The following is a 14,616-nucleotide window of genomic DNA, read 5'->3' as shown; positions in this document are numbered from 1 at the left end:
GACTTCTGAGGGCGACAATGATCAGCGCAGCTCGGGCACCGCGTGCCGCGGGATCGCGGGCGCGCGACCTGTGAGTCATGAGTTGGGACACGAGAGGCCCACCCGGCGGCGTTGCGAGCGCAGCGAAGCAATCCAGGTTCCCTCCGCAGAGATAGTCGGCATTGCTTCGCCGCGCTCGCAATGACGGATGTGAGAGCGGCAGTCCTTCTCACCATCTCTGGACGAGAGGGGCGCGTCAGCTGGAATAGTGCGGTCACCTCGTCCATCGATGTCGTCCCGGCGAACGCCGGGACCCAGAACCCCAGGGAGATGTGATTGCGCGGGATGGAGGACCAGCGTTCTGCATCAACGACGGCCGGTGGGTATGGGTCGCGGCGTTCGCCGGGACGACGGCGGAGAATGCCGTACGACCGAGGATGGCCGCGATCAGACGATGGCTGCGCGGCTGCTGCAGGCAAACGAGTGCCGCAGTGCCTTAAGCCTTCGCCGCCTTCGACGCCAGCGCGTCGGCGACGGCGGTGCGGATGTCGGCGACCGAGAACGGCTTGGTGATCACGTCATGGGCGATCGCATTCAGGTTCGACGCGCGCTCGCGCTGATGCGCGAAGCCGGTCATCAGCAGGATCGTCAGATCGGGAAAGTCGCGCGCCGCCGACAGCGCCAGCGCGATGCCGTCCATGATGGGCATCTGGATGTCGGTCAAGAGCAGGTCGAATGCGCCGTTCTCGCGTGTGAGGATGTCGAGCGCCTCGGCGCCATCCTGCGCGGTGACGGTCTCGTGGCCGTCCATCGCGATCGCGCGCGCGACCAGGGTGCGCATCGAATCTTCGTCGTCGGCGATCAGGACGCGCGACATGTCGTTTCGTCTCCGTCTCGTGGGCCCCGCGGGCGAGCCACGAGACCGGAATCATCATGCACTGCCGGCGGCGAGGTCGCGCCGGTTGAAGAAGCGTATATCGATATTGCGGCCTTCGGGAGGGGGCGAGGCGAGGCGCGACTTGAACGCGATGCGCTCCCCGGGCTTGAGCACGGTCTGCTCGAGCAGCGTATTCCAGGCGTAGATCTCGGTGCCCTGCGCGTCGCGGACGCTGAAGCGCAGCCGCGGCAGGTCGACCGCCTTCTTGGTGGTGCTGACGATGGCGCCCTCGATCACCAGCACCGGCTTGCCGTCGACCGTTTCGGTCGCCAGCTTCACGTCCTTGAAGACGGCGCCGCGCAGATTCACCTCCAATCCGACCAATTTGTAGAACGAGGCCGTCTGCGGCATCAGCCTGACGACGTCCGCGCGCCACACCCCGCCCGCGATCGTGAGCGCCGCCATGGCGGCGGTCAGCACCGGGAGGTTGAAGACCTTCTTGCCCGGGAAGTCCGGCAGGGCCGGGCGCCTGATCAGCCTGCCGAGGCCGGCGAGCCGGGCGAGCCGGCCTCGGGCCGGCTGCTCGGCGTCGGCCGTGGCGTCGCCGGACTCCTCGGCAACGGCATCCTCTGGCCAGCCGGCGGCGATCGGCGGGCTTTCCACCTCGGGCGGCTGCTCGTCGGGTTCCTCGCGGGCGAGAGCCTCCCATTCATCGGCGGCGTCGCGCGGCGCGGGCGCCCCGGCCTCGGCCATGGCCGGCAGGGGCGCCGGAGCCTCGACCGCATCCTCGGGGCGCGCCAGCCAGACCTCCCTGCAACGGGAACACCGCACGCTGCGGCCCGCCATACCCAGGGTTGCCAGATCAATGGCATAAGATGTCGCACAATGGGGGCAAACGATGAACATCGCGCCTGTTCTCCAACGGCCATTGCCGCTTTGTTTCCGACAGTTCGTGCTACAAGGACCGCCATGTCGACGAACTTCGGAACGCAATCGCGCCATTGGTACATGGCAACCATTAACGAACCGGAAACCATAACGGGCGCTCAATCGGGCAATCGTACCCCCGGGCTTGTCGCGTACGGATCGCCCCTGCGCGCTGTCGAACGGAGCTGAGGCTTTGGTTCGGTTCGAAAATGTTGGGCTGCGCTATGGGCTGGGGCCGGAGATCCTCCGCGACCTCACGTTCCAGATTCCGGCCCATTCCTTCCAGTTTCTCACCGGCCCGTCGGGCGCCGGCAAGACCTCGCTGCTCAAGCTGCTGTTCCTGTCGCTGCGGCCGACCCGCGGGCTCGTCAACCTGTTCGGCTACGACATCTCGCTGCTCAGCAAGGAGGAGATCGCCGACCTGCGCAAGCGCATCGGCATCGTGCTGCAGGACTTCCGCCTGCTCGACCACATGACCACCTATGAAAACGTGGCGCTGCCGTTTCGCGTCATGGGGCGGGACGAGTCGAGCTATCGCAAGGAGGTGATCGATCTCCTCAAATGGGTCGGTCTCGGCGAGCGCATGGACGCGCTGCCGCCGATCCTGTCCGGCGGCGAGAAGCAGCGTGCGGCCATTGCGCGCGCGGTGATCTCGCGGCCCCAGCTGCTGCTCGCGGACGAGCCGACGGGCAACGTCGATCCGACCTTGGGGCGCCGCCTGTTGCGGCTGTTCATCGAACTGAACCGCTCGGGGACGGCGGTGATCATCGCAACCCACGACATCACGCTGATGGACCAGTACGAGGCCCGCCGGCTGGTGCTGCATCAGGGACGATTGCACATCTATGAGTAGCGTGGACGATCGCGGCCTTCTGGTCGATCTGGGCGAGGACCGCCCGCAACTGCCGGCGCAGGCGCGCATCGTGTCGCCGATCGTGCCGCGGGCCTCGATCGCGGGCCGCGCGCTGGTCGCCGTGGTGGCGATCATGACCTTCCTGGCGTCGATCACGACCGGCGGCGTGCTGCTGGTCAGCGAATCCGCGGCGGAATGGCAGTCGGACGTCGCCAGCGAGATCACCGTTCAGGTGCGCCCGAAGACCGGCCGCGACCTCGAGCGCGACGTCGCGCTGGTGACCGAGGCGATGCGCGCGCAGTCCGGCATCGTCGAGGTGCGGCCGTTCACCAAGGATGAATCCAGCAAGCTGCTGGAGCCCTGGCTCGGCAGCGGCCTGTCGTTCGACGAACTGCCGGTGCCGCGCGTCATCATCGCGCGGGTGCAGCCCGGCACCTCCTTCGATCTCAACGCGCTGCGCGCCCGCGTGATCCAGGTCGCGCCGACCGCCAGCGTGGACGATCATCGCGCCTGGATCGAACGCATGCGCTCGATGACCGGCGCAACCTTGTTCGCCGGCTTCGGGATCCTGCTGCTGGTGATCGCGGCGACCATCATCTCGGTGTCGTTCGCGACCCGGGGCGCAATGGCGGCGAACCGGCCGATCGTCGAGGTGCTGCATTTCGTCGGTGCCGGCGACCGCTACATTGCCAATCATTTCCTCCGCCACTTTCTGCAGCTCGGCCTGGAAGGCGGCGTGATCGGCGGCGGCCTGGCGATGCTCGGCTTCGGCTTCTCGGAGTCGATTGCGAACTGGTTCTCGGGCACGCCTGTCGGCGATCAGTTTGCCGCGCTGCTCGGCACCTTCTCGCTGCGGCCCCTGGGGTATGTGGCGATTGCGCTACAGGCGGTCGTCATCGCCGCGGTGACCGGCTGGGCGGCCCGCCGGACCCTGTTCTCGACGCTGGCGAGCATCGACTGATGGCAGCTTGTGTCCAAGGCCGCCGCGTTGCGGATTTCACTTGGCCCGGAAAACGCCTAGAATCGTCTGCGCCGGGATGAGGCACGACGGGGTGAGCTGGGTCACGAACACGGTCGAAGCCGCGCACCATCATGCGCGGCGAGCAAACGTGATCGGGAGGCCGGCGAAACCCGCCTGCTGTCCCGGACTTGAAGGACGGGATCGCGCGACGGCATGGGGCCCCGCGCAGGCAGGCAGGGACACGCCAGGCGTTGCATGGGGCTGCAGACCGACGATAGCAGGCGCAGGCTGCCGCTCATTGTGGTGGCGGGCCGGGCGCTCGCGGGCCTCGTGGCCACGCTCGGCCTCGGCTTCTTCGTCGCTGCGGTCGGCTTCGTCGGCTTCCTGTCGCAGTTGCGCGGCGCCGAGATCAAGCCGGAGCGCAAGGCCGATGGCATCGTCGTGTTGACCGGCGGTTCGTCGCGGGTGTCGGACGCCGTGGAATTGCTGGCGGGCGGTTACGGCCGGCGGCTGTTGATCTCCGGCGTGCACCCCACCAACGACGCCAACGACATCACCCGCTCGCTGCCGGAGGCGCGCTCGTTCATCAATTGCTGCGTCGATCTCGATTATTCCGCGATCAACACCCGCAGCAATGCAGCGCAGACGCGGCGCTGGGCGGCCGAGCGCGGCTTCAAGTCGCTGGTCGTGGTGACCTCGAACTATCACATGCCGCGCGCGATTGCCGAGCTGTCCCACGCGATGCCGAGCATGGATCTCATTCCCTATGCCGTGGTCGGCGAGAAATGGCGCGACGAGCCGTGGTGGACCAGCGGAGCGACGCTGCGGCTGCTGTTGTCGGAATATGCCAAATACGTCGCGGCCGAGGCGCGGCTGCGGCTCGCCGATCTCGGCCTCGACCTCGTGCCCGAGAGCGAGCCGCCGACCGGGGCGATCTCGCGCCGTCCGGCGACGGCGCAAGCCAATTGAACTGGGTTCCTGATGGTCCTGATTTTCCTGCGTTCGCTGCTCTTCAACATCCTGTTCTATCCGAACTTCGTGTTCTGGGCCCTGGTCGCACTGCCGACGCTCGCGATGCCGCGCAAGGCGCTGCTGCGCGTCGCGAACTGGTGGGCACAGAGCAACATCCTGTTGATGCGCATCGTCTGCAACATCCGCGTCGAGTATCGCGGCGTCGACAAGATCCCGACGGGGCCGCTGATCGTCGCCGCCAAGCATCAGTCGATGTGGGAGACGATCTCGCTGTTGCACTTCTTCGACGCGCCGTTCTTCGTGCTGAAGCGCGAGCTGCTGCGCATTCCCTTGTTCGGGCAGTATCTGATCAAGGCGAACATGATTGCGATCGACCGCAGCTCCGGCGCCCGCGCCCTGAAGCAGGTGATGCGGCGCGCCGCCGAAGAGGTGAAGCACGGCCGGCAGTTCGTGATCTTTCCGGAGGGCACGCGCCGCCCGGCGGGCGCGCCGCCGGACTACAAGGGCGGCGTCGGTCTGATCTATGCCGATTGTGGCGTACCCTGCCTGCCCGTCGCGCTGAACTCGGGCCTGTTCTGGCCGCGCCGCACCTTCCTGCGCTATCCGGGGACGCTCGTCGTGGAGTTTCTCGATCCGCTGCCGCCCGGCCTGCCGCGCGACGAGTTCATGACGCGCCTGCAGAACATGATCGAGGAGGCGACGGGCCGTCTCGTCGCCGCGGGACAGGCCGAGCAGGCGCAGTTGTTCGGACGCGTGCCGGCGGAGGCGCAGGCTTGATGCGCGCTATGACGCATCGCCCGGCTCCGGATGCAGCGAATGGCCGTCGTCGTGCAGCATCGTCGCCAGCCGATGCAGCTGCGTGTCGCGAAAGCCCTGCGCCTCGATCGCCTTCACGGTCGAGATCACGTAGTCGCGATTGGCGCCGGACTGGCCGTGACCCTGGCGGACATGGCGCAGCTGCTCCTGCAGCGGCAGCCGCCCGGCATATTGCACATGGCCGCGGTCGACTACGTAGACCAGCGCGCTCACCCGCTCGCGCGCCTCATTCTCGAGCCACAGCGAGCGCGTCACCTCGCGATAGACGGAAGTCACCTGCTCACGGGCGCGCAGATACGCGATCGTCTCATCGCGCTTGTCAGCCGCCACGCGAAACGCGATCCCGCGACAGGCGCCGCCGCGATCGAGGCCAAGCACGAGCCCCGGTTTCTCCGGTGTGCCGCGATGGACGAAGGAGTAGACGCACAATGCGCGATGTTCGCCGATCAGCCGCGCCGGCACCTGCTCGACGAAGTCGAAGCCGGGGCGCCACATCAGCGAGCCGTAGCCGAAGACCCAGAGGTCACCATGGGGAAGTTCGCGAGAGGAGAGAGTCATTGCGGACATGACAGCGGACGCCTAAGTCTGGTGCTCGCGAATTGTTAATTTATGTACACAATCCGTGATCGCGGAATCGCCAAAATTGCTGGCCAAAGGGTGTCCTGCATGTCTCGTTTGCCGCAAGCGCGCCGCAGGCGCCCGCTCTGGGGGCTTTTCATCGCCCCCGTCCTGCTCCTGATCGCCGCCGTCGCGTGGAGCGCGTTCTGGTTCTTCGCTGCTTCGCAGGTCGATGTCCAGGCCGACGCCTGGCGCGCGCGCGAGGCGAAGGCCGGCCGCGTCTATGACTGCGCGAAGCGCTCGGTCGCGGGCTTCCCGTTCCGGCTCGAAGTTCGTTGTTCTGATCCGACCGTCGCGCTGTTCTCGCAGTCCGCGGGCACGCCGCTGATGAACGCCAAGCTCGATGAGATCCTGGTCGTTGCGCAGGTGTGGGATCCGAAGCGGATCATTGCGGAGTTCAAAGGGCCGGCAACGATCGCCGACGGGCGAGGTCCGGCGTCGTTCGCCGTGAATTGGAGCGTTGGGCAGGCCAGCGTACGCGGTCTTCCGGGGCCGCCGCAGCGCGCCGATCTCGTGTTCGAGCAGCCGACCATCGATCGCATCGAGGGCAACGCTCCGGTGCCGGCGGCGCGGGCCGATCACGCCGAATTGCATGGCCGGCTGGCCGAGGGGACGCCGTCGGATCATCCGGTGCTGGAGACGGCGTTGCAGATTGCGAACGGCAGCATCCGGGGTGGCCACCCGCTGCTCGCGGAGCCGTTCAATGCCGACATCCAGGGCCGGGTCACCGGGCTGAAGGATTTCCGGCCCAAACCCTGGCCGGAGCGGTTTCGCGAGATCCAGGCGGCGGGCGGTCATGTCGAGATCGTCCAGGCGCGCATCCAGCAGGGCGAGCTGCTCGCCATCGCGGCCGGCACGCTCACCCTCACCGCGAACGGCAATATCGATGGCGAGGTGCAGATGACGGTGGCGGGCATCGAAAAGGTCATCCCGGCGCTCGGCCTCGACAAGATGCTTGAGAACGGCGTCCCGCAGGCGACGCTCGACCGCGTGGCGCCCGGTGTCAAATCGCAGGACGTGAACAATCTGTTCGGGGCGCTCGACCGTGCCATTCCCGGTCTCGGCAAGATGGTCAAGCAGAACGCCAATGTCGGCGTCGCGCTCGGCATCAACGCGCTCGGCAAGGAAGCCACTCTGGAAGGGCGCAAGGCGCGAACCTTCCCGTTGCGCTTTTCCGATGGTGCCGTCGTCCTCGGTCCGTTCAAGGTCGCCCACATCCCTCCGCTGTTCTGAGCCTACGGCTTCTTCAGTTGCGGCAGCGGCCGGCCGAAATCCGGCGCCGCCGAATCCTGGCCGATGTCGACGATGCCGCGGCGGATCGCGCGCGTGCGGGTGAAATGGTCGAACAACGCCTCGCCGTCGCCGCGCCGGATCGCCCGCGTCAGCTTCGAGAGGTCCTCGGTGAAGGTGCCGAGCATGTCGAGCACGGCATCCTTGTTGCTCAAGAAGATGTCGCGCCACATCGTCGGGTCGGACGCGGCGATGCGGGTGAAATCGCGGAAGCCGCCGGCGGAGAACTTGATCACCTCGGATTCCGTCACCTGCGCAAGCTCGTCGGCGGTGCCGACGATGGTGTAGGCGATCAGATGCGGCAGATGGCTGGTGATCGCGAGCACGCGGTCGTGATGATCCGGCGTCATGATCTCGACCTTGGCGCCGAGCGCCGCCCAGAATGCACGGAGACGATCGATCGCGTCGGCATCGACGCCCTCCGGCGGCGTCAGGATGCACCAGCGGTTGATGAACAGTTCGGCGAAGCCGGAGTCCGGACCCGAATTCTCGGTGCCTGCGACCGGATGCGCCGGCACGAAGTGGACGTGCGCCGGCAGATGCGGAGCCATGTCGCGGACGATGGCGCCCTTGACCGAGCCGACATCCGAAACCACGGCGCCCGGCTTCAGATGCGGCGCGATCTCGGCTGCAACCGGACCGCAGGCGCCGACGGGAATGCAGAGGATGACGAGGTCGGCATCCCCAACCGCTTCCGCATTGCTCGCGACGACGCGGTCGACGATGCCGAGCTCGGCGACCCGGGCGCGGGTCTTTTCCGACCGTGCTGTCGTGACGATCTCGCCAGCCACGCCTTGCAGCCTGGCCGCACGTGCGATCGAGCCCCCGATCAGGCCGAAGCCGATCAGCGCAATGCGTTCAAATCGTCCCGAGACGCTCACTTCGCCCTCATGAATTCGCTGAGCGCCTCGACCACCAGGCGGTTGGCTTCTTCGGTCCCGATCGTCATGCGCAGCGCGTTCGGCAGCTTGTAGTTGGCGACCGCTCGCAGCACGAGGCCGCGCCGGGTCAGGAACGCGTCGGCCTCAGCCGCGGTCTTGCCCTTCTCGGTCGGGAAATGGATCAGGATGAAGTTGGTGACGCTCGGCGTCACCTTCAGCCCGAGCTTGCCGATTTCCTCGCTCAGCCAGTTGCGCCATTTTTCCGTGTGCGTCTTGGACATCTGCTGATGCGCAGTATCCTCGATCGCCGCCACCGCCGCGAGCATCGCCGGCGACGAGACGTTGAAGGGCCCGCGGATGCGGTTGATGGCATCGACGATGTGCGCCGGGCCGAACATCCAGCCGACGCGCAGCGCGGCGAGGCCGTGGATCTTGGAGAAGGTGTGCGTCACTACCGTGTTCTCGGTGGTGGCTACCAGCTCGAGGCCGAACTCGTAGTCGTTGCGCGAGACGTAGTCGGCATAGGCGGCGTCGAGCACCAGCACGACATGCGAGGGCAGGCCGGTGCGCAGCCGCCTGACCTCGTCTAACGGGATGTAGGTGCCGGTCGGGTTGTTCGGATTGGCGAGCCAGACCAGCCTGGTGCGCGGCGTCACCGCGGCGAGGATCGCATCGACGTCGGTGCGATATTCTCGCTCCGCGGCGACGACGGTCTTGGCGCCGCAGGCCATGGTGGCGATCGGATAGACGAGAAAGCCGTGCGCGGTCGAGATTGCCTCGTCGCCCTCGCGCAGGAAGGTGTGCGCCAAGAGGTTGAGGATCTCGTCGGAGCCGGCGCCACAGACGATGCGGTCGGGATCGAGGCCGTAGGCGCGGCCGATCGCCTCGCGCAAGACCCGCGAGGTGCCTTCCGGATAATCCTCCAGATGGGTGGCCGCGCTCTTGAACGCTTCGATCGCCTTCGGCGAGGGGCCGAACGGGGTCTCGTTGGCCGACAGCTTGAACACCTTGCGGCCCGGCTCCGGCGTCGGGCTCTTGCCGGGCGTGTAGGGTGCGATGTCGAGAATGCCGGAGTTCGGCACGGGGCGGTTCATCATCAACTCCGAAGGATGGTCACTGGCGCGCGGCGTATCAGCTGGGAACCGTATATCGCTTGGCATGGCCGCCGACGAGGGCCGCCGAGCGTACCGACGCGCCGGCTGCGATCAGCGCCGCCTTGATCTTGTCGAGATCCGCCGGCGCCTCGATCGACACCAGCAGCGCGGCGCCGTCGAAGGCGGTATCGGGCACCGCGACGACGTCGGCGAGCGGCGACAGCGCCCGCGACACCTGCGCATTCCAGCCGGAGACGCGGATGCTCCAGGTCTCGACTTCCAGCACCAGCGCATCATCGGCGACGCGAGACACCGCGAACACCGGCAGCGCCGCCGGATGGTCGGCGCGCTCGATGAACGGCATGCGCGCGATGATCTTCGGCGCGCCCACCGGCTCCAGCGTGATCCACCATGGCGTATGGCCCGAGGTCGTCGACACCAGCGCCAGATCGCCCTTCGAGCGCGCCACCGCTTCGACCGCGGCCTGGGCGCTGAAATGCGCGACGTAGGGCACCACGAAGCCGAAATGGAACCTGGCGGAATCGCGCATCGCGGACTCGCCGACCGATACGTCGGCATGCACCGAGAACGGTGCCTGCACATAGGTGAAGGTCGAGACGATCACGCGCCAGATGCCCTCGACGGTGTCGAGCGGCAGGATGCCGCGATGGCGCTGCACCAGGCGACGCATCATGTCGGCCTCGCGCGCCGGGCGGAATGCCGAGCCGACCTCCTGGGTCTTCTTGACCTTGATCAGCCGGTCGATGATGTCGGCCCGGTTCATCAGGAGCTGGTGCACCTGCTCGTCGATCGCATCGATCTCCTTGCGCAGATCGGCAAGCGAAGGCGGGGCAGGCGGCGGGTTCGACGACATGATCCGGGTCACTCTTGGCGGGCCACGGCGAAACGCCGGGCCGACGGGAACAGATGCCGTTCTCTCCGATGAAGGGGGCCTGCGCAACAGCAAGTTTACCTTGTGCTGCCTAGGCTTGGCTGGATTGCAGCCGTGGGGCAGCGGACCGGCGGTCAACTCCAGCTTGCCTTGACGAGGCGCGCCCGCGGGACTAGTTTCTGCCCGTTCCGTGGTCATTTGAGCCGGCCGGCTTGCAGCCACGTTAAACAATTCGCTAAACAGGCCGGGGACGTTATCGATCCCGGCCGAACCCCAGTTCAGGCCGGGTTTTTCATGGCCTGATATGTCACGTGGTTCGGGAGCCCTTGCCGGAAGGCCGGGGTGAGAGACATGACAGGCCTGACGCCGAAACCCACATCCGCGCTGCGCACGGTCGCGCCAGAGGAGCGCTCGCACGAGGTCGACCATCCGAGCTCGCTGGTGGCGCAGTTCGATGCGACCAGGCCGCTCAAGCTCGATTGCGGCATCGACCTCGCGCCGTTCCAGATCGCCTACCAGACCTACGGCGAGCTCAACGCCGACAAGTCCAACGCCGTGCTGATCTGCCACGCGCTGACCGGCGATCAGCACGTCGCCAACCGCCATCCCGTCACCGGCAAGCCCGGCTGGTGGGAGACGCTGGTCGGTCCCGGACGTCCGCTCGACCCCGCACGCTACTTCATCATCTGCTCGAACGTCATCGGCGGCTGCATGGGCTCGACCGGCCCGGCGTCGTTGAACCCCGCGACCGGCAAGGTGTGGGGGCTCGATTTCCCGATCATCACCATCCCCGACATGGTGCGCGCGCAGGCGATGCTGATCGATCATCTCGGCATCGACACGCTGTTCGCGGTGGTCGGGGGCTCGATGGGCGGCATGCAGGCGCTGCAATGGACGGTGGCCTATCCGCAGCGCGTGTTCGCCAATCTCGCGATCGCCTGCGCAACGCGGCACTCGGCGCAGAACATCGCGTTCCACGAGCTCGGCCGCCAGGCTGTCATGGCCGATCCGGAATGGGATCACGGCCGCTATGCCGACAAGGGCACCCATCCGCATCGCGGCCTCGCGGTGGCGCGGATGGCGGCGCATATCACCTATCTGTCGGACGCAGCCTTGCATCGCAAGTTCGGCCGCCGCATGCAGGACCGCGACCTGCCGACCTTCTCGTTCGACGCCGATTTCCAGGTCGAGAGCTATCTGCGCTACCAGGGCTCGTCCTTCGTCGAGCGCTTCGACGCCAACTCCTATCTCTATCTCACGCGCGCGATGGATTACTTCGACATCGCGGCCGATCATGACGGTGCGCTGGCCGCGGCGTTCCGCGGCATCAAGACCCGTTTCTGCGTGGTCTCCTTCACCAGCGACTGGCTGTTTCCGACCTCGGAATCGCGCGCGCTTGTGCATGCGCTCAACGCCTCCAGCGCGCGGGTGTCGTTCGCGGAGATCGAGACCGACAAAGGGCATGATGCGTTCCTGCTCGACGTCCCCGAGTTCTTCGACATCGCCAGCGCCTTCCTCGATTCCGCCGGCAAGGCGCGCGGCCTCAAGGCGCCGAAGGGGAGCTGAGCGATGAGCCTGCAGGGTGTGCTGCCGCTGAACGGCTTTTCCGGCGGCGAGAGACTGGCGTATCGGCCCGATCATCTCCTGGTCGCCAGCATGGTCGAGCGCGGCTCCAAGGTGCTCGACATCGGCTGTGGCGACGGCGACCTGCTGCAATTGCTGGAGAGCCGCGGCATCGACGGCCGCGGCATCGAGTTGTCGCGCGAGGGCGTCAACCATTGCGTCGCCAAGGGCCTCGCGGTGGTGCAGGGCGATGCCGATACCGATCTCGTCGACTATCCCGACGACGCCTTCGACTACGTGATCCTGTCGCAGACCTTGCAGGCGACGCGCCGGCCCAAGGCCGTGCTGGAGAACCTTTTGCGCATCGGCCGCCGCGCCATCGTCACCTTCCCGAATTTCGGCTTCTGGCGGCTGCGCCTGCAACTGCTCGTCGGCGGCCACATGCCGCGGACCGACAATCTGCCCTTCACCTGGTACGACACGCCGAACATCCATTTCTGCACCATCAAGGACTTCGTGCAGCTGTGCGACGAGATCGGCGTGAAGATGGAGCGCGCCGTGGCGCTCGACAGCTACGGCCGCCCGCTGCGCGTGGCGATGCCCTGGTGGTTCTGGAACATGTTCGGCGAACAGGGCGTGTTTCTGCTGACGAGGGGCGAGCGGCGGTAGGGGCGGGGACGCCTGCTCGTCGTGCCTCGTCCCGTGCGCGCACGTCATTCTCCGCTGTCGTCCCGGCCTTGAGCCGGGACCCATAACCACCGACCCTGCTGGGACGATGACTGGCAGTTGTGCTTTACCGATAGATTCCGCGGTATGGGTCCCGGCGTTCGCCGGGACGACAGCGGAGGGCGTGGCGCCGGCGTGCCAACTCACAGGCGCCGACACTAGTGCGACGTTGTCGCTACACGAATGATCCGCTTCACATCTCAAACAGCCAGCGACGTCACGAAGCCTTCCCGCGGCACCTTTGCGCCCGGGCTGTGCGTTGGTCATCGCCCCCGAGAACGCAGAGGCGCAGGGAAGGCCGGATGCTGGCCGCACCCATGGCCCGCCTGCGAGAAAGAATGCAGGCGGCAGGTACCACAGGTACGAGCCGGAACACCCGGCCTTCCCTGCGCGATGGATGTACGGCTGCTTCGCGTTCTCCCCGGTGCGCCGGGCTTTCTGGCCACCGTTGCCTGCGCGACGCGTTCAGCGTCCTCGCAAGCGTGACACCAGCTTCGGGGTGTCAGGACCGCGCGACTTGACCGTGCGTGCCGGACTTGTTCGTCCGCGCGAGCGAACTCACGCGCAAGCCGACACGCCCACCGCATCCCACCTCAGCGTTCGTGACGACCGCGATACGCCCCTCGTGCTGCGAGGCGGGACGGGCGGAAACTTGGAGCTGATTTGCCCGACGGCGCAAGCGGGAATCTTGCGACAAACCAGCACGACGGGCAATTCCAGCATGATGGTCATGCGTCAATTGCCCGTCGTGCAGAGTGATCAGGATTCCCGATTGGCATTGCCGCGTCGTTGACGCGCCTCAAGCTCTCGACCGCCAGTCTGCTTATGATGTTTCTAACAGTCTGTGAGGGCTTGTGAGATGCGCATCCTGCTGTCCGAAGGATCAGGCCTGACCTCGCGCCAGGTGGCGGGGCGGCTCGGCGCGCTCGGCCATCAGGTCGAAATCCTGTCCTCGACCCGCATCTGCCTGTCGCGCTTCACCCGCCATGTCCAGGCCGTTCACGACGTGCCGCGGTTCGGGCAGGATCCGTTCGGATGGCTCGCGGCGGCCGAGCGCATTGCAGCCGAGCGCAAGGTCGATCTGCTGTTTCCGACCCAGGAGCAGGTGACGGTGCTGTCGGCACGGCAGCCGCAGCTGCGCGTCCCGACCATCGTGCCGCCGTTCAGAAGCCTTGCGCGGGTGCAGGACAAGATCTCGGCCTTTCATACCCTCGAGGCCGCTGCAATATCGCAGCCGCAGACCACGCTGATCTCGAGTGCCGAGGATCTTCGCGACGTCACCGCGTTTCCCGTCTTCCTGAAGCGACCGGTGAGTACCGCAAGCTCGGGTGTCAGGCGGGCGCGCGGCGCCGACGAATTGGCGGTGGCGGCGCGCGAACTTGGTGTCGGCCGCTCAGAGCTGATTGCACAGGTTCAGGTGTCGGGTCCGCTCGCGATGGTGCAGGCCGTCGCCGACCATGGCCGGCTGATCGCGCATCACGCCTGCCTGCGGGTGCGCGAGGGCGTCGGCGGTGGCGCGTCGCTGAAGCAGAGCATCGTGCTGCCCGGTCTCGATGCCATGCTGGCGCGATTGGTCGGCCTCCTCGACTGGCATGGCGGCCTGTCGATGGACGTGATCATCGGCGATGGGCGGCCGGTCGTCATCGACGTCAATCCGCGGATGGTCGAGCCTGCGAATGCGCTCGCGGCCGGGGTCGATCTGGTTGCCGCCATGCTCGATGCCGCTACCGGCATGTCAGGTCCGGAACGGCCGGCAGGGACGGCCGGTCTGCGCACGCGGCAGACGCTGCTCGCGATCCTCGGCGCGGCCGAGCACCAGGGATCGCGACGCGCCGTGCTGCGCGAAGCGATCGACGCGATCCGCGCGCGCGGCGACTATGCCAGGTCGACCGAGGAGCTGACACCGGTCGCGGGCGATCCGCTTTCGGCGATCCCGGTAATGGCAGCGCTCGGCGCGTCGCTGATCCGGCCGTCGCTGTGGCGCAGATTCCACGCCGGCGCCGTCGGCCCCTATGCCGTCACGCCGGAGGCGTGGGCGGAGATCCTCGCCGCGGCGGCGTGATGGCGCCGAGCGGCAGGATGGTCCAGAGTAGGGGATCGTTCGCGGCAGTGGAGATCCGTTCGTGACGCCTGTCCACGAGGAGCTGGGGCGCGAGGCCCCGGGCTG

At 67.0% G+C, this 14,616-nt stretch carries 15 protein-coding genes and 1 riboswitch; of the genes, 9 read left to right on the top strand and 6 right to left on the bottom strand.

The features are described from left to right. Positions 1-475: 475 nt before the first annotated feature. Complete coding sequence (locus BRAS3809_RS10760) at positions 476-856, bottom strand: response regulator (RefSeq protein WP_006615650.1); 381 nt, start codon at positions 854-856, stop codon at positions 476-478. 54 nt (positions 857-910) lie between these two features. Further along, positions 911-1,762 carry an MJ0042-type zinc finger domain-containing protein gene (locus BRAS3809_RS10755; protein ID WP_035656017.1) on the bottom strand — a complete coding sequence of 284 codons (852 nt, stop codon included), beginning with the start codon at positions 1,760-1,762 and terminating at the stop codon, positions 911-913. A gap of 214 nt (positions 1,763-1,976) precedes the next feature. Between BRAS3809_RS10755 and ftsE the strand changes: the two genes are divergently transcribed. From ftsE to BRAS3809_RS10735, 4 genes are all read left to right on the top strand, one after another. Beyond that, positions 1,977-2,636, top strand: coding sequence for a cell division ATP-binding protein FtsE (ftsE, locus tag BRAS3809_RS10750; protein WP_008962119.1), 660 nt, complete (start codon positions 1,977-1,979; stop codon positions 2,634-2,636). Continuing rightward, positions 2,629-3,597, top strand: coding sequence for a cell division protein FtsX (locus tag BRAS3809_RS10745; RefSeq protein WP_035656015.1), 969 nt, complete (start codon positions 2,629-2,631; stop codon positions 3,595-3,597). The genes ftsE and BRAS3809_RS10745 overlap by 8 nt, the downstream gene beginning before the upstream one ends. A 255-nt stretch (positions 3,598-3,852) precedes the next feature. Then, positions 3,853-4,566 (top strand): YdcF family protein, encoded by a 714-nt coding sequence (locus tag BRAS3809_RS10740; protein ID WP_052523405.1) that lies wholly within the window; start codon positions 3,853-3,855, stop codon positions 4,564-4,566. Positions 4,567-4,578: 12 nt separating this feature from the next. Further along, positions 4,579-5,346, top strand: a complete 768-nt coding sequence (locus BRAS3809_RS10735; RefSeq protein WP_008962116.1) for a lysophospholipid acyltransferase family protein — start codon at positions 4,579-4,581, stop codon at positions 5,344-5,346. Positions 5,347-5,352: 6 nt separating this feature from the next. Here the strand turns inward: BRAS3809_RS10735 and BRAS3809_RS10730 are convergent, their stop codons facing one another. Beyond that, positions 5,353-5,952, bottom strand: a complete 600-nt coding sequence (locus BRAS3809_RS10730; protein WP_035656013.1) for a gamma-glutamylcyclotransferase — start codon at positions 5,950-5,952, stop codon at positions 5,353-5,355. A 99-nt stretch (positions 5,953-6,051) separates the two neighbouring features. Between BRAS3809_RS10730 and BRAS3809_RS10725 the strand changes: the two genes are divergently transcribed. Continuing rightward, positions 6,052-7,236: a DUF2125 domain-containing protein gene (locus tag BRAS3809_RS10725; RefSeq protein WP_008962114.1), complete on the top strand. Its 1,185-nt coding sequence runs from the start codon at positions 6,052-6,054 to the stop codon at positions 7,234-7,236. A 2-nt stretch (positions 7,237-7,238) separates the two neighbouring features. On the opposite strand, the gene BRAS3809_RS10720 is transcribed toward BRAS3809_RS10725, so the two are convergent. From BRAS3809_RS10720 to BRAS3809_RS10710, 3 genes are read right to left on the bottom strand one after another with little or no spacing between them, the layout of a single operon-like run. Next, positions 7,239-8,174, bottom strand: a complete 936-nt coding sequence (locus BRAS3809_RS10720; protein ID WP_008962113.1) for a prephenate/arogenate dehydrogenase family protein — start codon at positions 8,172-8,174, stop codon at positions 7,239-7,241. After that, positions 8,171-9,268, bottom strand: a complete 1,098-nt coding sequence (hisC, locus tag BRAS3809_RS10715) for a histidinol-phosphate transaminase (RefSeq protein ID WP_035656018.1) — start codon at positions 9,266-9,268, stop codon at positions 8,171-8,173. The genes BRAS3809_RS10720 and hisC overlap by 4 nt, the downstream gene beginning before the upstream one ends. Before the next feature lie 37 nt (positions 9,269-9,305). Then, positions 9,306-10,142: a chorismate mutase gene (locus BRAS3809_RS10710; RefSeq protein WP_008962111.1), complete on the bottom strand. Its 837-nt coding sequence runs from the start codon at positions 10,140-10,142 to the stop codon at positions 9,306-9,308. A 198-nt stretch (positions 10,143-10,340) separates the two neighbouring features. Continuing rightward, positions 10,341-10,420, top strand: a riboswitch (SAM riboswitch). 91 nt (positions 10,421-10,511) lie between these two features. Here BRAS3809_RS10710 and metX point away from each other — a divergent pair. The 4 genes from metX (at position 10,512) to BRAS3809_RS10695 (ending at position 14,511) form a co-directional block, all read left to right on the top strand. Next, on the top strand, positions 10,512-11,726 hold the full coding sequence (gene metX, locus BRAS3809_RS10705) for a homoserine O-acetyltransferase MetX (protein ID WP_008962110.1): 1,215 nt from the start codon (positions 10,512-10,514) through the stop codon (positions 11,724-11,726). Positions 11,727-11,729: 3 nt separating this feature from the next. Then, a complete protein-coding gene (gene metW, locus BRAS3809_RS10700) occupies positions 11,730-12,392 on the top strand; it encodes a methionine biosynthesis protein MetW (RefSeq protein ID WP_008962109.1) in 663 nt (220 codons plus the stop codon). 574 nt (positions 12,393-12,966) lie between these two features. After that, positions 12,967-13,242: a hypothetical protein gene (locus tag BRAS3809_RS35770; RefSeq protein ID WP_139017337.1), complete on the top strand. Its 276-nt coding sequence runs from the start codon at positions 12,967-12,969 to the stop codon at positions 13,240-13,242. A gap of 66 nt (positions 13,243-13,308) precedes the next feature. Beyond that, positions 13,309-14,511 carry an ATP-grasp domain-containing protein gene (locus tag BRAS3809_RS10695; protein ID WP_008962108.1) on the top strand — a complete coding sequence of 401 codons (1,203 nt, stop codon included), beginning with the start codon at positions 13,309-13,311 and terminating at the stop codon, positions 14,509-14,511. The last annotated feature ends 105 nt before the right edge of the window (positions 14,512-14,616 follow it).

Origin of the sequence: Bradyrhizobium sp. STM 3809, assembly GCF_000239795.1 — a bacterium.
Lineage (GTDB): Bacteria > Pseudomonadota > Alphaproteobacteria > Rhizobiales > Xanthobacteraceae > Bradyrhizobium.
Note: the sequence above shows the minus strand (reverse complement) of the source record. Positions and strands in the feature narration are given on the sequence as shown.